Here is a 20,195-nt window from a genome sequence, read left to right on the forward strand (position 1 = left end):
GGGGGCGCGGGGCCGGCCCCGCCCGTTCGCTACTGGAGGCTGGCCAGTACCTGGTTGACCTGGGTCTCGGCGTCGTTCAGCAGCTTGGCGACGTCGGCGCCCTTGTCGGTCAGCACGGCCGACATCGCGTTGTCGAGCACCTTGTAGATCTGCTGCGCGTGGGCCGGCTCGGTGCGGCCCGGCACGGACGCGGCGAGGTAGGGCGCGTAGTTCTGGACCGGGACGGTGGCGCTGGCCGCCTTCGCCCGGTTGTCCTGCTCCAGCGAGGCGCCGGTGAGGAAGAAGGGCTGCGGGAGGCCGACCGGCAGGCCGTCCGCCTTGGTCCGGGCGTAGTCGAACTGGCCCTTGCCCTGGGTGAGGAACTTGAAGTTCACCCAGGCGACGGCCGCCCTGATCTGGTCCGGGCTGGAGCCCTTCTTGACCATGTAGTCGTTGCCGCCGAGCAGCGCGGCCTTGCCGCCGGGCATCGGCCCCATGCCGTAGTCGGCGTAGTCCCCGTTCAGGGTCTGCACCATGTAGGTGATGTCGTCCGGGGCGCCGATGTACATCCCGAGCCGGTCGGTGGACATCCGGGTCATCAGGTCGGGCCACTTGAGGCTCTGCGCGGAGCCCATCGAGTCGTCGGTCCAGCGCATGTCGTACAGGGTCTGCAGGACCTGCCGGCCCTCGGCGGTGTTGAACGCGGCCTTCCGGCCGTCCTCGCCGACCATCCGGCCGCCCAGCCCGTACAGCTCGGCGGTGAAGTGCCAGCCGCCCTGGTTGGTCGCGCTGTAGTCGCCGTAGCCGTTGACCCCGTTGCCGAGCGCGGCGATCCGCTTCGCGGCCTCGCGGATCTCCGGCCAGGTCGTGGGGGGCTTGTCCGGGTCGAGCCCGGCCTGCTTGAACAGCTTGCGGTTGTAGAGCAGGCCCAGCTTGTAGTTCGAGGTGGGCAGGCCGTAGAGCTTGTCGCCGTCCTTGAGCGTGGCGAGCACCGAGGGGTCGATGTCCTTCAGCGCCGGCACGGTCGTCTCGTCGACGTAGCCGGAGATGTCCTCGGCCGCGCCCTCGTCCAGCACCTGGTCGAGGTCGGTGAAGTAGGTGTAGAAGACGTCGGTCTGGGTCCGGCCCTTGAGCTGGGCGGTGAACGGCGCGGGCTCCTCGCAGGGCGAGGCGTCCTTGCTGGTGATCGTGACGTTCGGGTAGCGCTGGTGGAACGCCTCGACGTCCTCGGCCCACTGCTTGCGCTCGGCGGCCTTGGTGACCGGGGGCTGGCAGTCGACGCTGATGCTGACCTTCGCGTTCGGGTCCAGGGTCGAGCCGGCGCCGCCCGACGGCGCCGCGCCGGCTGCCCCGCTGTCGTCCGAACTGCCGCACGCGGCAAGGGAGAAGGCCAGTCCTGCGGCCACGGCGACGGCGGCGGTTCTCCGGCGGAGCCCGGTTCTGTTCATGGCGGACGGCCCTTCTGCAGGCATGGGTGGTGGGGGCGCCGCGGTGCTCGTCCGGCGGCTCCGCCACTTAACCACCGCGCAACAGAGGGCCACAAGATGTCGACAGGACTTTGCAAGAAATCGACTTCATGACGTCAGATCAACACCAGGGACGCCGAACGGCGAACGCCCCCGGTCGGAACCGGGGGCGTTCGGCAGGTCGGACGGCGGGTCGGTGCGGGGCGGGTGGGCGGGTCGATGCAGGGCGGGTGGGCGGGTCGGGCGGGGGGTCGACGGCCCGCCGCTACAGGCGGACGGCGCCGACGTACGGCATCACGTCGATCGGCAGCACCTCGACGTTCTTGCCGGTGCGCGGCGCGTGGATCATCTTGCCCTCGCCGATGTAGAGGCCGACGTGGTGCAGGTCCGGGTAGAAGAAGACGAGGTCACCGGGCTGGAGGTCGCCGCGGGCCACCCGCAGGCCGGTCTTCCACTGGTCCTGGGAGATCCGGGGCAGCTTGACGTCGGCGGCCCGCCAGGCCGCGCCGGTCAGACCGGAGCAGTCGAAGCCGGCGGGTCCGGTGGCGCCCCAGACGTAGGGCTTGCCGAGCTGCGCGTAGGCGAACCGGACGGCCGCCGCGGCCCGGCCGGTGGCCGGGCCGTCGTAGGCGGGGCGCGCGGTGGCCCGGGACGCCCGGCCGGCGGCGTCCTGGGCGTTGACCTTGGCCCGGTCGGCGGCACTGAGCCGGTTCAGCAGCGCCTGCGCCGCGGCGAGCTTCCCCTGGATCGCCTTCTTCTCCGCGGCCAGCGCGGTACCGGCCGCGTCGAGCTCGGCAAGGGTGGCGGCGGCCTCGGCGCGGTCCTGGTCGAGCCGGCGCTGCTCGCTGCGGGCCTGCGCGAGCAGCGCGGCCTGGGAGTCGAGGACCTGGTTCTGCGCCGAGGCCTTGGCCAGGTAGCCGCCCGGGTCGGAGTCGAGCATCAGCCGCACGGACGGGTCGATGCCGCCGGTGCGGTACTGCTCGGCGGCGACGGCGCCCAGCCGGGTGCGCAGCTCGTTCATCGCCTCCTGGCCCCGGACGACCTCGTCCTGGATCCGGTTGGCCTCGCCCTGGAGCCGCTGCCGCTTCTCCTGGAAGCCGTTGTGGCGCTCGATCGACTGTTCGGCCTCCTCGTTGAGGCGGTCGACCTGCTCCTTGACGGCGTCGGGCGTGGGCGCGGGCTCGGCCTGCGCGGTACCGGCCGCGAGCACCGCGCCGCCCGCCAGTGCCGTGCTCATGACCGCCATCCGGGCCCGACCGGGCGGGCTGGGCTTTCGGCGCTTTCCCATGGCGGTGGGCTCCTTCACGTGGCACGGCGGCACGACGGCGCGCCACCCCGGCCAGCGGGCCCCGCGAACGGGACCGGACGGGACAGGAGTGGGCAGGGCAGGGCGAAGCAGGCGAGGGGTACATCCCCGACGGCTTCTACTAAGCAACTTAATAGATAGCCCACCCGGTTCCGCAACCCGCCCGCCGTAGCGCGCCCCCCGGCCCGGCCGCGCCACTGTCCACACCCTGAGAAACTCCCCGACCGGTTTCCCCCGCAGTTGGACGCCGCCGACCCCTCTGAAGTGCGAGGAAGCGGAAAGCGAGGGCAAGGTCACACCCTCGGCCTCTGCTGCGCCGACGCAAACGAGCGCTAACCTGCGGGGCATGACGGTCCCGCCCGAAGGGCTTCCCCTGGCCGCCGAATTCCCGGCCGCACACCGCGAGCAGTGGCAGCACCTCGTCGAGAGCGTGCTGCGAAAGTCGGGTGCGCAGCCCGCGGACGGCGCAGCGGCCGAGCAGGCGCTCACCACCGCACTCCAGGACGGGCTGCGCGCCCGCCCGCTGTACACCGCCGAGGACTCCCCGGCCGAGCCCGGCTACCCCGGCTTCCCGCCGTTCGTCCGCGGCGGCCGGCCGCAGGGCAGCACGGTCTCCGGCTGGGACGTCCGCCAGCGGCACACCGATCCGGACCCGCGCCGGGCCAACGAGGCCGTGCTGGCCGATCTGGAGAACGGCGGCAGCTCGCTCTGGCTTGAGCTGGGCGGCGACGCCCTGCCGGTCGCGGCCCTGCCCGACGTGCTGACCGGCGTCTACCTCGACCTGGCCGGCATCGTGCTCGACGCCGGCCCGGAATTCGCCGAAGCCGCCGAGCAGTTGTTCAAGCTCTACGAGGAGCGCGAGGTGTCCGCCGGCGCCGCCGCGGGCAACCTCGGCGCCGACCCGCTGGGCCTCCAGGCCCGCACCGGCCAGGCCGGGCGCACCGAGGCGCTGCTCACCGGGGCCACCGCCCTCGCGGCCCGCTGCGCCGCGGGCTTCCCGGGCCTGCGCGCCCTCGTCGTCGACGCCCTCCCCTACCACGAGGCCGGCGCCTCCCCCGCGCAGGAGCTCGGCTGCTCCCTCGCCACCGGCGTCGCCTACCTGCGGGCCCTCACCGCCGCCGGGCTGCCGGTCGACGCCGCGCTCGGCCAGCTGGAGTTCCGCTACGCGGCCGACGCCGACCAGTTCCTGACGATCGCCAAGTTCCGGGCCGCGCGCCGGCTCTGGGCCCGGGTGGCCGAGGTGTCGGGGGCCGCGCCGGAGGCCTCGGCGCAGCGCCAGCACGCCGTCACCTCCGCCGTGATGATGACCGAGCGCGACCCGTGGGTGAACATGCTGCGCACCACGGTGGCCTGCCTGGCCGCCGGGGTCGGCGGCGCGGACGCGGTGAGCGTCCAGCCGTTCGACAGCGCGGTCGGCCTCTCCGACGCCTTCGCCCGCCGGATCGCCCGCAACACCCAGGCGATCCTGCTGGAGGAGTCGCACCTGGCCCGGGTCGTCGACCCGGCCGGCGGCTCCTGGTACGTGGAGCGGCTGACCGACGAGCTCGCGCACGCCGCCTGGGCCTGGTTCCAGGAGATCGAGCGGGCCGGCGGCCAGCAGGCCGCCCTGGGCTCCGGCCTGGTCGGCGAGCGGATCGCCGCCACCTGGGCGGAGCGCTCGGTGGCGCTCGCCAAGCGGCGCGAACCCATCACCGGCGTCAGCGAGTTCCCGAACCTCGGCGAGCAGCCGCTGGTCCGCGAGCCGGCCCCGGCCGGGCCCGGCGGCGGTCTGCCGCGGGTGCGCCGGTCCGAGGCCTACGAGGCGCTGCGCGCCCGCTCGGACGCCCGGCTGGCCGCCACCGGGGCCCGGCCGGCGCTCTTCCTGGCCTCGCTCGGGACGGCCTCCGCGCACACCGCGCGGACCACCTTCGCGGCCAACCTGTTCCAGGCCGGCGGCATCGCGACCACCTCCGCCGAGACCGCGCTGACCGGGCCGGACGTCGCGGCCGCGGCCGCCGGGGCGTTCACCGCCTCCGGCGCCCGGGTGGCCTGCCTCTGCTCCAGCGACCAGGTGTACGGCGAGCACGCCGAGGCGGTGGCCGCGGCGCTCAAGGCCGCCGGCGCCCGGCGGGTGCTGCTGGCCGGCCGGCCCGGTGAGCGGCGCGAGGCGTACGAGCGGGCGGGCGTGGACGGGTTCGTCTTCGCGGGCAGCGACGCCGTCGCGGTCCTGACCTCGCTCCTGGACGAGATCACCGACGAAAGCGGAGTGGCCTGATGATCCCCGACTTCACCGGAATCGGGCTGGACGCGGACGGCCGCTCGGACGTCACCGGCGAGCAGTGGCGCGCCTCCTGGCGGCAGGCGACCGGCAAGGACGTCGACGAGCAGCTCTGGGACACCCCCGAGGGCATCGGCGTCAAGCCGCTCTACACCGCGGACGACCTGGCGGGCCTGGACTTCCTGGGCACCTACCCCGGCATCGCCCCGTACCTGCGCGGCCCGTACCCGACGATGTACGTCAACCAGCCGTGGACGGTCCGGCAGTACGCCGGCTTCTCCACCGCCGAGGAGTCCAACGCCTTCTACCGCCGCAACCTGGCGGCCGGTCAGAAGGGCCTGTCGGTCGCGTTCGACCTGCCGACCCACCGCGGCTACGACAGCGACCACCCGCGGGTCACCGGCGACGTCGGCATGGCCGGCGTGGCGATCGACTCCATCTACGACATGCGCCAGCTCTTCGACGGCATCCCGCTGGACAAGATGTCGGTGTCGATGACCATGAACGGCGCGGTACTGCCCGTCCTGGCGCTGTACATCGTCGCGGCCGAGGAGCAGGGGGTGGCGCCCGAGAAGCTCGCGGGGACCATCCAGAACGACATCCTCAAGGAGTTCATGGTCCGCAACACCTACATCTACCCGCCGCAGCCGTCGATGCGGATCATCTCGGACATCTTCGCGTACACCTCGCAGAAGATGCCGCGGTACAACTCGATCTCCATCTCCGGCTACCACATCCAGGAGGCCGGGGCCACCGCCGACCTGGAGCTGGCCTACACCCTGGCCGACGGCGTGGAGTACCTGCGGGCGGGCCTGGACGTCGGGCTGGACGTGGACGCCTTCGCGCCACGCCTGTCGTTCTTCTGGGCGATCGGGATGAACTTCTTCATGGAGGTCGCCAAGCTGCGCGCGGCCCGGCTGCTCTGGGCCAAGCTGGTCAAGCAGTTCGACCCGAAGAACGCCAAGTCGCTGTCGCTGCGCACCCACTCGCAGACCTCCGGCTGGTCGCTGACCGCGCAGGACGTGTTCAACAACGTCACCCGCACCTGCGTCGAGGCGATGGCGGCCACCCAGGGCCACACCCAGTCGCTGCACACCAACGCGCTCGACGAGGCGCTGGCACTGCCGACCGACTTCTCCGCCCGGATCGCCCGCAACACCCAGCTGCTGCTCCAGCAGGAGTCCGGCACCTGCCGGTCGATCGACCCGTGGGGCGGCTCCGCGTACGTCGAGAAGCTGACCCACGACCTGGCCCGCCGCGCCTGGCAGCACATCCAGGAGGTGGAGGCGGCCGGCGGCATGGCCAAGGCCATCGACGCGGGCATCCCCAAGCTGCGCGTGGAGGAGGCCGCCGCCCGCACCCAGGCCCGGATCGACTCCGGCCGCCAGCCGGTGATCGGCGTCAACAAGTACCGGGTGGACAGCGACGAGCAGATCGACGTGCTCAAGGTCGACAACTCCTCGGTGCGCACCCGCCAGATCGAGAAGCTGCGCCGGCTGCGCGAGGAGCGCGACGAGGCCGTCACCCAGGCCGCCCTGCACGCGCTCACCCGGGCCGCCGAGGCCGGTCCGCAGCGCGGCGGCGGCCTGGACGGCAACCTGCTCGCGCTGGCCGTGGACGCGGCCCGCGCCAAGGCCACCGTCGGCGAGATCTCGGACGCCCTGGAGAAGGTGTACGGCCGGCACTCGGGCCAGATCCGTACCATTTCTGGTGTGTACCGAGACGAAGCCGGGCCGTCGGCCCCCCTCCAGCGCACCCGTGACCTGGTCGAGCGGTTCGAGCGGGCCGAGGGCCGGCGTCCGCGCATCCTGGTCGCCAAGATGGGCCAGGACGGCCACGACCGCGGCCAGAAGGTGATCGCCACCGCCTTCGCCGACCTCGGCTTCACGGTCGACGTCGGTCCGCTGTTCCAGACCCCGGCGGAGGTCGCCCGCCAGGCCGTCGAGGCGGACGTGCACATCGTCGGCGTCTCCTCGCTGGCCGCCGGCCACCTCACCCTGGTGCCTGCGCTGCGCGCCGAACTCGCCGAGGCCGGCCGGGAGGACATCACCATCGTGGTCGGCGGGGTCATCCCCCCGGGCGACTTCGAGGCGCTCTACGAGGCCGGGGCGGCCGCCGTCTTCCCGCCCGGCACGGTGATCCCGGAGGCCGCCTTCGACCTGCTGAAGTCGCTCGCCGCCGACCTCGGCCACGAGTTGTGAGCCGCTGAACGATGGCGCCCCGGACGATCGACCTCGACCAGTACGCCCAGGGGGTGCGGGAGGGCTCGCGCGCGTTCATCGCGCGGGCCATCACCCTCGTGGAGTCCACCCGGCCCGACCACCGCGCGCTGGCGCAGCAGTTGCTCACCCGGCTGCTGCCGCACGCGGGCGGCGCGGTCCGGGTGGGCATCACCGGCGTCCCCGGTGTCGGCAAGTCGACCTTCATCGACGCCTTCGGCACCCGGCTCACCGCCCTCGGACACAAGGTCGCGGTGCTCGCCGTCGACCCGACGTCCAGCCGGACCGGCGGCTCGATCCTGGGTGACAAGACCCGGATGGAGCGGCTCGCGGTCGACCCCGCGGCGTTCGTCCGCCCCTCCCCCACCTCCGGCACGCTGGGCGGGGTGGCCCGGGCCACCCGGGAGTCGATGGTGGTGATGGAGGCCGCCGGCTACGACGTGGTCCTCATCGAGACGGTCGGCGTCGGGCAGTCGGAGACCGCGGTCGCGGGCATGGTGGACTCCTTCCTGCTGCTCTCGCTGGCCCGCACCGGGGACCAGCTCCAGGGCATCAAGAAGGGCGTGCTGGAGCTCGCCGACGTGATCGCCGTCAACAAGGCGGACGGGCCGCACGAGACCGACGCCAAGGCCGCCGCGCGCGAACTCGCCGGCGCGCTGCGGCTGTTGCAGGCCCCGGACGCGCCGTGGACGCCGCCGGTGCTCACCTGCAGCGGCCGCGACGGCACCGGGCTGGACACCCTGTGGGAGCGGTTGCAGCAGCACCGCAAGGTCCTCGACGCGACCGGCGCGCTGGAGGCCAAGCGCCGCGACCAGCAGGTGGAGTGGACCTGGGCGATGGTGCACGACCAGCTCTACGCCCAGCTCCACGAACACCCCGAGGTCCGCCGCCTGGCCCCCGCCCTGGAACGCGAGGTCCGCGAGGGCACCCTCCCGGCGAGCCTGGCGGCGCAGCGCCTCCTGGACGCCTTCCGCACCCCCTGACCAACGGCCGACGGCCCCGGACCGCACGCGGTCCGGGGCCGTCGCACTACCGCCCGCGCCGGGTCAGGCCGACCGGCTCCGCGTCGACACTCGGGCCACCGCCGCGCCCGCCCTCACTGGTCAGCGGTCCCACCCCACGCCGAACCCGGCCGTCACAACGGCGGAGAAGAAGAACCACCACACCAGGCGTGCGACGGTCGACCTGTCGAGGCCCGCCACTACGCCGCCTCGGGCAGCGCGCGAAGGCCGTACGCCGTGCCCCACCCGCGGGTGGGGCACGGCGATTCACGACTCTCCAGGAACTCGAACCAGACCACCTTGCCCGCGCCCACCGGCTGCCACCCCCAGGCGTGCGCCAACGCCTCCACCAACAACAGTCCGCGCCCACCGCACGATTCGGCGTCACGCTCCTGTCGCGGGAGCACCACGGACCCATCGGCGACCTCCACCCGCAACCGTCCGGCACGACGCCGGACGGTCACCACGCAGCGCTCCGCGGTGTGCACCAGCGCGTTCGCGATCACCTCGCTCGCACAGAGTTCCACGTCCTGGAGCGCATCGGGTGGGAGCGGCACGCCCCAGTCACGCACGATCGCCATCACCATCCGCCGCGCCGCCGGTACCGCCTCCACCCCCGGCGGTACACCCCACTCCAACGGAACCGGAAACCGCGCGGTGCCGAGCGGACTGACGATCATGTTCCACCCCATTGCTCCTCCATCGCTCCGGGTGGATCGGAGCGCCTACGGCCCTCCGATCCACCCACGGGGTAGTGGCCACCGGTGGACGGCGGCGAAAGGAACTCCACCAGTCGCACTCAGCGACCGACACGCGACCCAAAGTAGTCGCAGGGAATCTGCGAGTCAAGAAGCTCTGCTACTCGCAGTCCTTCACCGAGTCGTGCGAGACTCAGCCGATACAGGAAGGGGAGTTCCATGGGATTCGGTCTTGTTGTGCGCTTCGTCGCTCGCGACGCGGCGGCGGCCCAGGCCTTCGACGAGCTGGCGGGGGAGGCGCTCGAAGGGATTCGTTCCGAGGAGCCCGGCACCCTCGTCTACGTCAACCACGCGGTGCCGGAGGAACCACACATTCGAGTCTTCTACGAGCTGTACGCCGACCGCGAAGCGTTCGAGGCGCATGAACGCCAACCGCACGTCCGCCGGTTCCTGGCAGAGCGTGGCCAGTACCTCGAATCGTTCGAGGTCACGTTCCTGGACGAGATCGCCGGCAAGGGCTCGTCCGGCGACCCGGCCGCCCGGTGAGCCCTGAGGAGTGGCGGGCCTTCGGCGCCCGGGTCGCCCAGCTCCGTAAGAGTCGCGGACTGAAGCAGGAACAACTCGCCGCTGCCATCAGCCGAACCGCCAGCTGGGTGTCGCAGGTCGAGCGGGGTGTTCAGCCGGTAGTCCGCCTCGACGTACTCCAGCTGCTGGCGAACGGCCTCGGCGTGTCCGTTCAGGCGCTGCGGCCCGAGGCACCCTCGCCCGCTGCACCCGCGCTCTCGACCGGGGACCGGTCCAACGACCTTGACCTGGTGCGGCTGTCACTCTCGGGTCATCCAGCTCTCGATCTGCTGCTCGGTGAGAGCGTCCTGCCGGAAGATCCCGACCTCGACGAGCTCACCGTCGTCGTTCAGGACCTCTGGGACTTGACGCACAGTGCGCGATTCGCCGAGTTGAGCACCGCCATCGCCGATGCCCTGCCACGACTGGAAAGGGCATCACGGACCGCGGCCCCGGCAGCACGCCCAGCGGTCCACATCCTCCTCAGCCAGGCCTACCAGGCTGTCGCAGCCGCGTTCGTCCGCCAGGACGAAGTCGATGCGGCATGGGTGGCAGCCGATCGAGCCGTCCAAGCGGCCGAGAAGTCCGGGCAGCCCCTGCACGTGTTCGCCGGCATCTATCGGCTGGCCCACGCGTTCGTCCGGCTACAGCGACTGGACCAGGCAGAACACGCAGCCGGAGGTGCGGTGGCCGCCCTGCGGTCATACGTCTCGACAACCGACCCGCCGCCGGAGGCGCTCTCCGTACTCGGCGCTCTCCACCTGGTTCTCGCGCTGGCCGCGGCTCGCGCCGGCCAACGCGACCGGGCACGAAACGAACTCGACAACGCCCGCGCGGTCGCGGCTCGACTCGGCGAGGACCGCAACGACTTCCATCTGGAGTTCGGCCCCACCAATATCGAGATCCAGGCCGTCTCGACGGCCGTCGACCTCGGCGACGCGGGCGAGGCCCTGGACCTGGGCCACCGCATCGACGCCGGGCGACTATCGCCCGAGCGGAGGTCCAGGCTCCTGATCGACCTCGGAAGGGCGCACGCGCAGAGGCGCCACCTCGGTGAGGCCCTCGACTGCCTGCTGCGCGCCGAGGAGCTGGCCCCGGAGAACGTCCGGGCCCACGTGGCGGCACGGGAGACCATCCGTGAACTCATCCTCGTCGCAGGCCGAAGCGCACCACCGGAGCTGGTGAAGCTCGCCAAACGCACGAACGCGGCGGGGTGACGGGATCACGGGCCGTCGCGGGCTGGCCATCGAGGTCGAGGATCCGGTCCGGCGGCTGCCGGCGGACGCGCACTCGACGGGTGATCCGAGCCGGCTGACCGTCGCCTCCCGCATCGCGGACGGCGCCCGCAGATGAACGGCCGACGGCCCCGGACCGCACGCGGTCCGGGGCCGTCGCACTACCGCACGCGCCGGGTCAGGCCGCGGTGGCCGCCGCGAAGCGGGTCGAGACGTCCTGCCAGTTGACGACGTCCCAGAGCTTGGTGACGTAGTCCGGGCGGACGTTGCGGTACTGCAGGTAGTACGCGTGCTCCCAGGCGTCGAAGGCCAGCAGCGGGGTGGTGCCCTGGCCGACGTTGCCGTGGTGGTCGTAGACCTGCTCGACGATCAGGCGCTTGCCGAGCGGTTCCCAGGAGAGGATGCCCCAACCGGAGCCCTGGACGCCGGTGGTGGCGGTGGTGAGCTGCTTCTTGAAGGCCTCGAAGCCGCCGAAGTGCTCGGTGATGGCGTCGGCCAGCGCGCCCTCGGGGCGGTCGCCGCCCTCCGGGGAGAGGTTCTCCCAGAACAGCGAGTGCAGCACGTGGCCGGAGAGGTGGAAGGCGAAGGTCTTCTGCAGGCCGACGAGACCGCCGAACTGCTCCTTGTCGCGCGCCTCGGCGAGCTGCTCCAGGGTGTCGTTGGCGCCCTTGACGTACGCCGCGTGGTGCTTCGAGTGGTGCAGCTCCAGGATCTCGGCGGACATCGCCCGCTCCAGCGCGGAGTAGTCGTACGGCAGGTCGGGAAGCGAGTAGGTGCTCATCAGGAGGCGGGCCCTTTCAGCGAGTTCAGCGGTGGTGATCGTGCCGGGACCACACTATTGCGTATTGGTTGCAGGAACGAAGGGTGGGCTCCTGCATATTCCCCGTGTCTCGTCATGCACAATGGACGCTCAGATGTAATGAGCGGCAAGGGTGAGTGACCATGACCGGATCGCCGGTGGTGCTGGGGATCGAGTCGTCCTGCGACGAGACCGGTGCCGGCCTCGTCCAGGACGGGCGACTGCTCGGTCAGGCGGTGGCGTCCAGCATGGACGAGCACGCCCGCTTCGGCGGCGTGGTGCCCGAGATCGCCGCCCGCGCGCACGTGCACGCGATGGCGCCGGTGGTCCGCGAGGCGCTCGACCGGGCCGGGCTCACCCTCGCCGACGTCGGCGCCGTCGCCGTGACGGCCGGCCCCGGGCTCTCCGGCGCGCTCCAGGTCGGCGTGGCCGCCGCCAAGGGGTACGCCTTCTCGCTCGGCGTCCCGCTCTACGGGGTCCACCACCTGGCCGGGCACGTCGCCGCCGCGACACTGGACGGCGGGCCGCTGCCGAACCCCTGTGTGGTGCTGATCGTCTCCGGCGGCCACACCTCCCTGCTGCTGGTCCGCGACCTCGCCCGGGACCGGATCGTCCACCTCGGCGACACGCTGGACGACGCGGCCGGCGAGTGCTTCGACAAGGTCGCCCGGATCCTCGGCCTGCCCTACCCCGGCGGCCCCGCCGTCGACCGCGCCGCCCGCGACGGCGACCCGCGCGCCGTCCGGCTGCCGCGCCCGCTCACCGGGCCGCATGACGATCCGTACGCGTTCTCCTTCTCCGGCCTCAAGACCGCCGCCGCCCGCTGGGTCGAGGCGCGGCGCGCCACCGGCGGCGAGCCGAACGTCCCCGACGCGGCCGCCGCGCTCCAGGAGGCGATCGCCGACGTGCTGACCCGCAAGGCCGTCCGCGCCTGCACCGACCACGGCATCACCACCCTGGTGGTGGTCGGCGGCGTCGCGGCCAACTCCCGCGTCCGGGAGCTGGCCGAGCGGCGCTGCGCCTCGGCCGGGATCACCCTGCGGGTGCCGCCGCTGCGGCTGTGCACCGACAACGGCGCGATGGTCGCCGCCATCGGCGACCTGCTGGTGCGGGCGGGCGCCGAGCCGGCGCCGGCCGACCTCTCGATCGACCCGTCCGCCCCGCTGGAGTTCGCGGCGCTCACCCCGCTCGCCGCGCCCCGGGCCGCCTGACCCGCTCCCTCCGCGCCGCCCCTGCCCCGACCGCCTCCTGACAACGTTTCGGTTGCGGCGGGGGGCAATCCGATCCGGGGTCTTCCCGCCGCCGTGCGACATGTGCCATTTTACATGTCACACATCGGCGGTCGCGTCCCCAACAACGCGGCCACGAACGGCCCCGGAGGCCCCCACAGATGCGTCCCTCCCGGATATCCAAGGCCACCCTGCGCAGAGTGCCCGCACTCGGCGCGGCCTTCTTCCTCGCGCTCGGCCTGTTCGCCCCCCAGAGCCACGCCGCCCCGGTCGGCCCGGCCGCGCCCGCCAAGGCCGCCACCGGAGCCACCCCGGCGGCCGCGCCGAAGGCGATCCCGGTGCCCAAGTCCCCCGACGCGAGCACCGGCGACCGCCCGCTCGCCGCCGAGAGCACCGGAAGGGCGAGCACCGCCCACCCGGCCACCGAGGCCGCGCCGGCCGCCGACAGCAAGGGCGGCAAGAGCGCCAAGCAGTTCTCCGCGGCTCCGGCGGCCGTCGACTGCAACCTCTCCGGCGTGCTCGGCGCCTCGGGCGGCGCACTGGTCCAGCAGCTCACCGCGCTCCCCGACGTGACCTGCACCTACCCGCTGTTCAACCTCACCGGTGCGGACGCGGGCAAGGTCTTCCGCGAGGCCCAGATGGTGACCGTCGCCGACGCGCTGCGCACCGCCTCGGCCGGCTACGCGGGCAACAACAGCGCCTCGATCGGCCAGCTGGTGATGTTCCTGCGCGCCGGCTACTACGTGCAGGAGAACAACGCCGCCTCCGTCGGCGGCTACGGCGCCCCGCTGCAGACCTCGATCCGCGGCGCGCTGGACGCCTTCTTCGCCGCCCCGCACAGCCAGGACGTCACCGAGGCCAACGGCGCCACCCTCAACGAGGCCGTCACGCTGATCGACAGCTCGCACGAGAACGGCCGGTACGCCGGCGTCGTCAAGCGGCTGCTCGCCGGCTACAACAGCACCTGGCCGGCCTCGATGGACCTCGCCGTGCAGCACGTCGAGTGGGTCATCGAGAGCGGCTTCGACCTGGAGCACGGCGACCGCGGCTTCGTCGCCGCCCTCCAGGCCGACCCGTCCATCGCCACCGCCTGGGCCGGCTTCGTCACCCGCAACGGCGCGATGCTCAACGGCGGCGACGTCGTCACCCGGATCGGCATGCAGCTCGGCAACCTGGTCGCCGTGGACGGCCTCCGGGCCCAGGGCCGCCCCCTGGTCAAGGACCTGATCAACCGCTACCCGCTGGTCGGCGCCACCGGCCCGCTCACCATGAACCTGGTCTGGTTCACCGAGAAGAAGGACGCCGGCAACTGCACCGTCTACGGCACCTGTGACCTGCCGAAGCGGCTCGTCCCGCTGGTGCTCACCGTCGACCACACCTGCAACGCCAACCTGCGCATCCGCGCCCAGGACATGACGGCCCAGCAGCTGGCCGACACCTGCACCAGCCTGGTCAACGAGGACGCCGCCTTCCACAAGGTCATCAAGGACAACGGCCCGATCCCCGGCGACCTGAACACCAGCCTGGAGGTCGTCGCCTTCGACGACTACTACAACTACTCGCTGTACGCCTGGCTCATGTACAACATCGCGGTCGACAACGGCGGCATGTACGAGGAGGGCAACCCGGCCGCGGCCGGCAACCAGGCCCGCTTCATCGCCCACGAGGCCGACTGGCTGCGCCCCGCCTTCCAGATCTGGAACCTCAACCACGAGTACACCCACTACCTCGACGGCCGCTACAACATGGCCGGTGACTTCGAGGCCGGGATGACCACCCCGACCATCTGGTGGGTCGAGGGCATCGCCGAGTACATCTCGTACAGCTACCGCGGCGAGCGCTACGCCGCCGCCATCACCGAGGCGGGCAAGGGCACCTACAAGCTGAGCACCCTCTTCGACACCACCTACGACAACGCCGACTCGACCCGGATCTACAACTGGGGCTACCTGGCCGTCCGGTACATGCTCCAGTCGCACCCGCAGGACGTCGACGCGCTGCTCGCCAGGTACCGGGTCGGCGACTGGGCCGGCGCCCGCACCCTGCTCACCTCCACCATCGGCACCCGGTACGACGCCGACTTCGCGAGCTGGCTGACCGCCTGCGCGGCCGACAACTGCGGCACCCTGCCCGCCGACCAGGCCCCGCTCTGCGGCGCCGCCGACACCCGCCAGTTCGACAAGAACTGCCGCCGGGACAACGTCGCCGCCGCCACCGGCAACTACAGCTACAGCTTCCTGTACCTGCCCGCCGGCGTGAAGCAGCTGACCGTCACCACCACCGGCGGCTCCGGCAACGCCGACCTGTACTACAACGGCGGCAGCTGGGCCACCACCGGCTCCTACCTGGCGAAGTCCGCCAACGCCGGGAACGGCGAGACGCTGACGATCACCAACCCGCCCTCCGGCTGGGTCTACTTCAGCCTCTACGCCCAGCAGGGCTTCAACGGCGCCACCGTCACCACCCGGTACCAGTAGGCACCGAGCAGTACCGGTAGGCACCACGCAGTACCGGTAGCACCACGCAGTAGGCACCGCTCGCACCCGGCACGGCCGGCGAAGGGCCCCGCTCCCGGCGGGGCCCTTCGCCACGTCCCGGCACCGGCCGTCACTCTCCGGCCCCGGCCGGCCCGGCGGACCAGGCGACCAGCGGCGGCCGGACGGCGGCGCAGAGCGGGTGCCCCTTGACGTCGGTCAGCCCGAGCCGGGCCACCAGGGTGCCGCCGCGCACGGCCGCGTCGGCGGTGTCCGGATCGACCGCCGCCAGCATCAGCTTGGCCCGGCGGAACATCGTGAAGCCCTCCGGCCCGGCCGCGACCCCGTCCGTGCGGCCGCTCGCGATCCAGGAGAGGTAGACGAACCGCGCCCCCGGACCGCCCTGGACGTAGGGGCCGAGCAGGTCCACTCCCGCCGGGAGCGGCTTCACGGTGCACTCCAGGGTCCAGGCCGCCCGGGCCGCGTCGCCCGGCTGCGGGTCGAGCAACTCGCCCGGCCGGCCGCGCCGTTGCACGGCGACATGGATGTCCTGGTAGCCCGGGAACCCCGGCGCCGCGGGGCAGCTGCGCCCCGGGAGGTCGGTCGCCTCGATCCTGATCCGCACGCTCGTGTTCGCCATGGGCACCATCCTCGCGCGCCGGACCGGCCCGGCGTCCGCACCGGGGCGGGGGCCGCGGGGACTCCCGCATTCCTGTGGCAGGCCCGCCCGCCCGCCGTCAGGATGGGAGGCCAGGGAACACAGCCCCGACCCGATCGGACCGCGATGACCGACCAGCACAACGTCGTCCTGCTCACCTTCCCGGACCCGTCCGCCTGCCGGCCCGCGTTCGAGGAGGCCGAGCACCTGCCCGGGCTCCGGCAGGCCGCCGTCCTGGAGCGCTCCGCCGACGGCCTGCTGGAGACCAAGGACGGCTACGCGCGCGGGGCCGGGGTGGCCACGGTGGGGTCGGGCGTGGTCGGCGGCCTGATCGGGCTGCTCGGCGGGCCGATCGGCTCGCTGCTCGGGTTCGCGGCCGGCGCGGCGCTCGGCAACGCCGCCGAGGAGGGCCGCGCCGCCACCGGCGGGGCCGGGCTGATCGTGCTCTCGCCGCGGGTGCCCGACGGAGCGGCGGTGCTGGTGCTGGACATCCGCGAGGCGTCCCCGGCCGCCGCCGACGAGTTCGCCGCCCGGCACGGGGCGACGGTCGAGCGGATCGACGCGGAGGACTTCGCCGGGCAGGTCCGCGCCGCCGAGGAGCGCGCCGAGACCCCGGCGGACGACGGGCCGGGCGCGGCGGACGGGCCGCAGCGGACGGACGGCGCCGGGGCCTGACGGCGGCCCGCGCTACGGCGCGGGGCGGACGATCCGCCGGACCAGCTCCGCCGTCCACTCCACGTACTCGATCTCGGCGCCGTCGGCGTGCCGGGCGTAGAGGAAGCGGCCGGTCGGCGCGGGCGTCTCGGGGGTGGTGATCACCGCCCCGGCGGCCAGCAGGGTGGCCCTGAGCTCGTCCAGGTCGCTGACCACGACGGTCGCGGTGGCGTGCGCGTACCGGGCGCGCTCCCCGGCCGTACCGGCGATCACCAGGAAGTCCCCGACGGCCGCCAACTCGACGGCCTCGAAGCCCAGTCGCAGGTCGGGCTCGGCGCCGGTGAGCGTCCGCAGCAGCGGCAGGGCCTCGTCGAGGCTGTCCACCCAGAGGCGGGCGTAGGTCTTCAGGATGGCCATGGGTGCTCCGAATCGTCCGGACCGCGGCGGCACTCGCCGCCGATCGCCCGCTCACCCTAGGCACGGGAGGCGCGGGCGGAGAAGAACGCACTTTCCGGTGACCGGGGCACCTTCCGGTGACCGACCCCCCGTCACGGACCGGGCGGGCGCGGGGCCACGGCCGCCGGGTGCGGCGGCTCAGTCGTGCTGCCCTCAGTCGTGCGGCGGCTCAGTCGTGCGGCGGCTCGGTCATGCGGTGGCTCAGTCGTGCGGCGGCAGCCCGCTGATCTGGTGGTCGGCGACGTTGAGCGCCTCGTTGACCAGCCGGCGCAGATGCCCGTGCCGCAGGGCGTAGACCACCCGCCGCCCGTCCTTGCGGGTGGTGACCAGGCCCGCCAGCCGGAGCTTGCCCAGGTGCTGGCTGACCGACGGCCGCGCCGCACCGCACGCCTCGGTCAGCGTGGTCACATCGGCCTCGCCCTCGCCCAGGCGCTGCAGCAGCGCGAGCCGGGTGCGGTCGGCGAGCAGAGCGAGGACGGCGGCGGCGGTCTCCAGCCGCTCGTCGCCGGGCGGGCGCTTCGCGTCGTCCGGCGACGGCCCGCCGACCGGCTGTTGCGACCGATGTGCACCTGACAGCCGCACGCTCCCGCTCATGGCCACATCGTAGAGCGCTCACCCGTTCGCGCGCGGCGCGGGACGACGGCACGGGCGGCTGTGCGGACGGCGGCGCCCTCGGGGCCGCCGGCGGGCTCACCGCTCCCGCAGGTCCACCACCCGGCGGATCTTCCCCACCGAACGCTCCAGGGTGTACGGCTCCACCACGTCGACCTCCACGGTGACGCCGACGCCGTCCTTCACGCCCCGGGCGATCGCCGCGGCGGCGGCCTCGCGCTGCTCGGGCGCGGCGTCCGGGCGGGCCTCGACCCGGACCGCCATCCGGTCCAGCCGGCCCTGCCGGGTGAGCCGGAGCTGGAAGTGCGGCGCCACGGCGGGGGTGCGCAGCAGGATCTCCTCGATCTGGGTCGGGAAGACGTTCACCCCGCGCAGGATGATCATGTCGTCGCAGCGGCCGGTGACCTTCGCCATCCGCCGGAAGGCGGGCCGGGCCGTCCCCGGCAGCAGCCGGGTGAGGTCGCCGGTGCGGTACCGGACGACCGGCAGCGCCTCCTTGGTCAGCGAGGTGAACACGATCTCGCCGCTCTCGCCGTCGGGCAGCACCCGGTCGGTGAGCGGGTCGACCACCTCCGGGTAGAAGTGGTCCTCCCAGATGTGCAGCCCGTCCTTGGTCTCCACGCACTCCTGGGCGATGCCCGGGCCCATCACCTCGGAGAGGCCGTAGATGTCGACGGCGTGGATGTCCATCCGCTCCTCGATCTCGTGGCGCATCGCCTCCGTCCACGGCTCGGCGCCGAAGATGCCGACCCGCAGCCAGGTGCTCCGCGGATCGACGCCCTGCTTCTCGAACTCGTCGAGCAGGGTGAGCAGGTAGGAGGGGGTGACCATGATGATCTCGGGCCGGAAGTCCTGGATGATCTGCACCTGCCGGGCCGTCATCCCGCCCGAGGCGGGGATCACCGTGCAGCCCGCCCGCTCGGCGCCGTAGTGGGCGCCGAGACCGCCGGTGAACAGCCCGTACCCGTAGGCGACGTGCACCTTGTGGCCGCGCCGGCCGCCGGCCGCCCGGATGGAGCGGGCCACCACGTCGGCCCAGACCGAGAGGTCGTGCTCGGTGTACCCGACCACGGTGGGCCGGCCGGTGGTGCCGCTGGACGCGTGGATCCGGCGGACCTCCTCCACCGGGACGGCGAACATCCCGAAGGGGTAGCTCTCCCGCAGGTCGGCCTTGGTGGTGAAGGGGAACCGGGCGAGGTCACCGAGCGTGCGGCAGTCCTCGGGGGCCACCCCGGCCGCGTCGAACTTGCGCCGGTACAGCTCGACGTGGTCGTACGCGTGGCGCAGGGTGGCCCGCAGGTGCCGCAGCTGGTGCTCGGCCAGCTCCCCGGCGGTCATCCGCTCCCCGGCGTCGAGCAGCTCGGCCGGGAGCGGCTCCCCCCGGCGCCCGCCCGGCGGGTTCGGGTCGGTCGTTCCTGCGCTCATCGCGTCTCCTCCGCCGTCTCCGCCCAGCTCAGCCGCCGACCGATCATTCGGTCAGTGTTCGACGGGCCAAGTAATCCAGCACCCGAACCGGCTGTCAAGGGACGCGGCCCCGGGCGGCCGGCGATCGCTCACCAGGTGCGGGCGGCCGCCAGCAGGTGGTCCCGGACCCGGGCCACCCGGCCGTCCGGGTCGGCGCCGGGGCGTTCCACGAGGTAACCGGTGTTGATCGGCGGGTCCTCCGGGTCGTCCAGCAGCACCAGCCGGCCGTCGGCCAGCCGGTCCGCGCAGAGGTAGCGCGGGACGACCGCGAAGCCCGCGCCGGCGGCCACCGCGGCGACCACCCCGCGCAGGTCGGGCACGGTCAGGGCGGCCCGGCAGGCGAGCCGGCGGCCGAACACGTGGCGCCAGTAGCGGCGGACGATCGGCAGGTCCTCGGCGTAGGCGACCAGCGGTACCCCGTGCAGGGCGGCCGGGCCCTCGGCCGCGAGCCGCCCGCCCAGGCGCTCGGCCCAGACCGGCGCGGCGACCAGGACGAACTCCTCGTCGCCCATCGGCACGGCCGACAGGGCGCGCCCGCGCGGTCTGCTCGTCGCGATGACCAGGTCGTGGCGGCCCGCGCGCAGCTCCTCCAGCAGCGGCTCGGTCAGGCCCGCGGTCACCCGCAGCCGCACGCCCTCGGCGACCAGCGGGGCGAGCGCGGGCAGGACGAGTGTGCCGAGCAGTTCGGCGGGCCCGGCCAGGTGGACCGGCTCGCCCTCGGCCTCGGGGCGCGCGCCGGGGCCGGTGGCGGCGGCGAGCGCGTCCAGCGGACCGGCGATCCGGGCGGCGAGTTCGTCGGCGGCCGGCGTCGGGGCCACCCCGCGCGGCAGCCGCTCGAACAGCTCGCGCCCGCCCTGGCGCTCCAGCGCCCGGATCTGGGTGGTCACCGTGGGCTGGGAGAGGCCCAGCACCTGGGCGGCGGCCGTGAACGACCCGGCCCGGTGGACGGCCAGGAAGGTGCGCAGCAGGTTGAGGTCGGCGGGCCCGGCCGGCAGCGGTGACGGCACCGGTGGCACGGCGGACTCCTCGGCGTCGGGGCGGTTCACCCGGCAAGCCTATTCCCCGGCACCCATTGGAATGCCTATGGCAGCCATCGGATCAGCCATTGGTGACACCCGGGAGAC

At 73.3% G+C, this 20,195-nt stretch carries 17 protein-coding genes; 8 read left to right on the forward strand and 9 right to left on the reverse strand.

Annotation, left to right across the window (positions count from 1 at the left end; translation table 11 throughout):
- Nucleotides 1-29: 29 nt before the first annotated feature.
- Both OG618_RS07855 and OG618_RS07860 read right to left on the reverse strand, forming a co-directional pair.
- Nucleotides 30-1,427 carry an ABC transporter substrate-binding protein gene (locus OG618_RS07855; RefSeq protein ID WP_329486557.1) on the reverse strand — a complete coding sequence of 466 codons (1,398 nt, stop codon included), beginning with the start codon at nucleotides 1,425-1,427 and terminating at the stop codon, nucleotides 30-32.
- Nucleotides 1,428-1,710: 283 nt separating this feature from the next.
- Nucleotides 1,711-2,682 carry a C40 family peptidase gene (locus OG618_RS07860; RefSeq protein ID WP_329486558.1) on the reverse strand — a complete coding sequence of 324 codons (972 nt, stop codon included), beginning with the start codon at nucleotides 2,680-2,682 and terminating at the stop codon, nucleotides 1,711-1,713.
- A 415-nt stretch (nucleotides 2,683-3,097) separates the two neighbouring features.
- Here OG618_RS07860 and OG618_RS07865 point away from each other — a divergent pair, with 415 nt between their 5' ends.
- The 3 genes from OG618_RS07865 to meaB are packed head-to-tail and all read left to right on the forward strand — an operon-like array spanning nucleotide 3,098 to nucleotide 8,210.
- Nucleotides 3,098-5,005, forward strand: coding sequence for a methylmalonyl-CoA mutase subunit beta (locus OG618_RS07865; RefSeq protein WP_329486559.1), 1,908 nt, complete (start codon nucleotides 3,098-3,100; stop codon nucleotides 5,003-5,005).
- The gene (gene scpA, locus OG618_RS07870; RefSeq protein ID WP_380386602.1) at nucleotides 5,002-7,209 is read left to right on the forward strand and encodes a methylmalonyl-CoA mutase; all 2,208 of its coding nucleotides are present in this window, start codon (nucleotides 5,002-5,004) and stop codon (nucleotides 7,207-7,209) included. Before OG618_RS07865 ends, scpA begins: the two co-directional genes overlap by 4 nt.
- 11 nt (nucleotides 7,210-7,220) lie before the next feature.
- Nucleotides 7,221-8,210 carry a methylmalonyl Co-A mutase-associated GTPase MeaB gene (meaB, locus tag OG618_RS07875; RefSeq protein ID WP_329486561.1) on the forward strand — a complete coding sequence of 330 codons (990 nt, stop codon included), beginning with the start codon at nucleotides 7,221-7,223 and terminating at the stop codon, nucleotides 8,208-8,210.
- A gap of 218 nt (nucleotides 8,211-8,428) precedes the next feature.
- On the opposite strand, the gene OG618_RS07880 is transcribed toward meaB, so the two are convergent.
- Nucleotides 8,429-8,920: an ATP-binding protein gene (locus OG618_RS07880; protein ID WP_329486562.1), complete on the reverse strand. Its 492-nt coding sequence runs from the start codon at nucleotides 8,918-8,920 to the stop codon at nucleotides 8,429-8,431.
- A gap of 225 nt (nucleotides 8,921-9,145) precedes the next feature.
- On the opposite strand from OG618_RS07880, the gene OG618_RS07885 reads away from it, so the two are divergent.
- Entirely contained in the window at nucleotides 9,146-9,472 is a 327-nt protein-coding gene (locus OG618_RS07885; protein WP_329486563.1) for a putative quinol monooxygenase, read from the forward strand.
- Nucleotides 9,469-10,707 carry a helix-turn-helix domain-containing protein gene (locus OG618_RS07890; protein ID WP_329486564.1) on the forward strand — a complete coding sequence of 413 codons (1,239 nt, stop codon included), beginning with the start codon at nucleotides 9,469-9,471 and terminating at the stop codon, nucleotides 10,705-10,707. The genes OG618_RS07885 and OG618_RS07890 overlap by 4 nt, the downstream gene beginning before the upstream one ends.
- A gap of 196 nt (nucleotides 10,708-10,903) precedes the next feature.
- Here OG618_RS07890 and OG618_RS07895 read toward each other — a convergent pair whose 3' ends face one another.
- A complete protein-coding gene (locus OG618_RS07895; protein WP_329486565.1) occupies nucleotides 10,904-11,506 on the reverse strand; it encodes a superoxide dismutase in 603 nt (200 codons plus the stop codon).
- Between the two features lie 161 nt (nucleotides 11,507-11,667).
- Here OG618_RS07895 and tsaD point away from each other — a divergent pair, with 161 nt between their 5' ends.
- Complete coding sequence (gene tsaD, locus OG618_RS07900; protein ID WP_329486566.1) at nucleotides 11,668-12,735, forward strand: tRNA (adenosine(37)-N6)-threonylcarbamoyltransferase complex transferase subunit TsaD; 1,068 nt, start codon at nucleotides 11,668-11,670, stop codon at nucleotides 12,733-12,735.
- A 179-nt stretch (nucleotides 12,736-12,914) separates the two neighbouring features.
- The gene (locus OG618_RS07905) at nucleotides 12,915-15,230 is read left to right on the forward strand and encodes a M9 family metallopeptidase (RefSeq protein WP_329486567.1); all 2,316 of its coding nucleotides are present in this window, start codon (nucleotides 12,915-12,917) and stop codon (nucleotides 15,228-15,230) included.
- Nucleotides 15,231-15,360: 130 nt separating this feature from the next.
- On the opposite strand, the gene OG618_RS07910 is transcribed toward OG618_RS07905, so the two are convergent.
- The gene (locus OG618_RS07910; protein ID WP_329486568.1) at nucleotides 15,361-15,867 is read right to left on the reverse strand and encodes a DUF5990 family protein; all 507 of its coding nucleotides are present in this window, start codon (nucleotides 15,865-15,867) and stop codon (nucleotides 15,361-15,363) included.
- A gap of 144 nt (nucleotides 15,868-16,011) precedes the next feature.
- On the opposite strand from OG618_RS07910, the gene OG618_RS07915 reads away from it, so the two are divergent.
- Nucleotides 16,012-16,560 (forward strand): histidine kinase, encoded by a 549-nt coding sequence (locus OG618_RS07915; RefSeq protein WP_329486569.1) that lies wholly within the window; start codon nucleotides 16,012-16,014, stop codon nucleotides 16,558-16,560.
- 12 nt (nucleotides 16,561-16,572) lie between these two features.
- Here the strand turns inward: OG618_RS07915 and OG618_RS07920 are convergent, their stop codons facing one another.
- From OG618_RS07920 to OG618_RS07935, 4 genes are all read right to left on the reverse strand, one after another.
- On the reverse strand, nucleotides 16,573-16,956 hold the full coding sequence (locus OG618_RS07920; protein ID WP_329486570.1) for a VOC family protein: 384 nt from the start codon (nucleotides 16,954-16,956) through the stop codon (nucleotides 16,573-16,575).
- A 240-nt stretch (nucleotides 16,957-17,196) separates the two neighbouring features.
- Nucleotides 17,197-17,589 (reverse strand): ArsR/SmtB family transcription factor, encoded by a 393-nt coding sequence (locus OG618_RS07925; RefSeq protein WP_329486571.1) that lies wholly within the window; start codon nucleotides 17,587-17,589, stop codon nucleotides 17,197-17,199.
- A gap of 96 nt (nucleotides 17,590-17,685) precedes the next feature.
- Nucleotides 17,686-19,032, reverse strand: coding sequence for a phenylacetate--CoA ligase PaaK (gene paaK / locus OG618_RS07930; RefSeq protein WP_329486572.1), 1,347 nt, complete (start codon nucleotides 19,030-19,032; stop codon nucleotides 17,686-17,688).
- Nucleotides 19,033-19,160: 128 nt separating this feature from the next.
- A complete protein-coding gene (locus tag OG618_RS07935) occupies nucleotides 19,161-20,066 on the reverse strand; it encodes a LysR family transcriptional regulator (RefSeq protein ID WP_329492040.1) in 906 nt (301 codons plus the stop codon).
- Nucleotides 20,067-20,195 lie beyond the last annotated feature (129 nt).

This window comes from Kitasatospora sp. NBC_01246 (assembly GCF_036226505.1).
Lineage (GTDB): Bacteria > Actinomycetota > Actinomycetes > Streptomycetales > Streptomycetaceae > Kitasatospora.

Bases quoted from the DNA above. Each gene is read 5' to 3' on its own strand.
- OG618_RS07855 (WP_329486557.1), bottom strand. From the start codon at position 1,427: ATGAACAGAACCGGGCTCCGCCGGAGAACCGCCGCCGTCGCCGTGGCC.
- OG618_RS07860 (WP_329486558.1), bottom strand. From the start codon at position 2,682: ATGAGCACGGCACTGGCGGGCGGCGCGGTGCTCGCGGCCGGTACCGCG.
- OG618_RS07865 (WP_329486559.1), top strand. From the start codon at position 3,098: ATGACGGTCCCGCCCGAAGGGCTTCCCCTGGCCGCCGAATTCCCGGCC.
- meaB (WP_329486561.1), top strand. From the start codon at position 7,221: ATGGCGCCCCGGACGATCGACCTCGACCAGTACGCCCAGGGGGTGCGG.
- OG618_RS07880 (WP_329486562.1), bottom strand. From the start codon at position 8,920: ATGGGGTGGAACATGATCGTCAGTCCGCTCGGCACCGCGCGGTTTCCG.
- OG618_RS07885 (WP_329486563.1), top strand. From the start codon at position 9,146: ATGGGATTCGGTCTTGTTGTGCGCTTCGTCGCTCGCGACGCGGCGGCG.
- OG618_RS07895 (WP_329486565.1), bottom strand. From the start codon at position 11,506: ATGAGCACCTACTCGCTTCCCGACCTGCCGTACGACTACTCCGCGCTG.
- tsaD (WP_329486566.1), top strand. From the start codon at position 11,668: ATGACCGGATCGCCGGTGGTGCTGGGGATCGAGTCGTCCTGCGACGAG.
- OG618_RS07905 (WP_329486567.1), top strand. From the start codon at position 12,915: ATGCGTCCCTCCCGGATATCCAAGGCCACCCTGCGCAGAGTGCCCGCA.
- OG618_RS07910 (WP_329486568.1), bottom strand. From the start codon at position 15,867: ATGGCGAACACGAGCGTGCGGATCAGGATCGAGGCGACCGACCTCCCG.
- OG618_RS07915 (WP_329486569.1), top strand. From the start codon at position 16,012: ATGACCGACCAGCACAACGTCGTCCTGCTCACCTTCCCGGACCCGTCC.
- OG618_RS07920 (WP_329486570.1), bottom strand. From the start codon at position 16,956: ATGGCCATCCTGAAGACCTACGCCCGCCTCTGGGTGGACAGCCTCGAC.
- OG618_RS07925 (WP_329486571.1), bottom strand. From the start codon at position 17,589: ATGAGCGGGAGCGTGCGGCTGTCAGGTGCACATCGGTCGCAACAGCCG.
- paaK (WP_329486572.1), bottom strand. From the start codon at position 19,032: ATGAGCGCAGGAACGACCGACCCGAACCCGCCGGGCGGGCGCCGGGGG.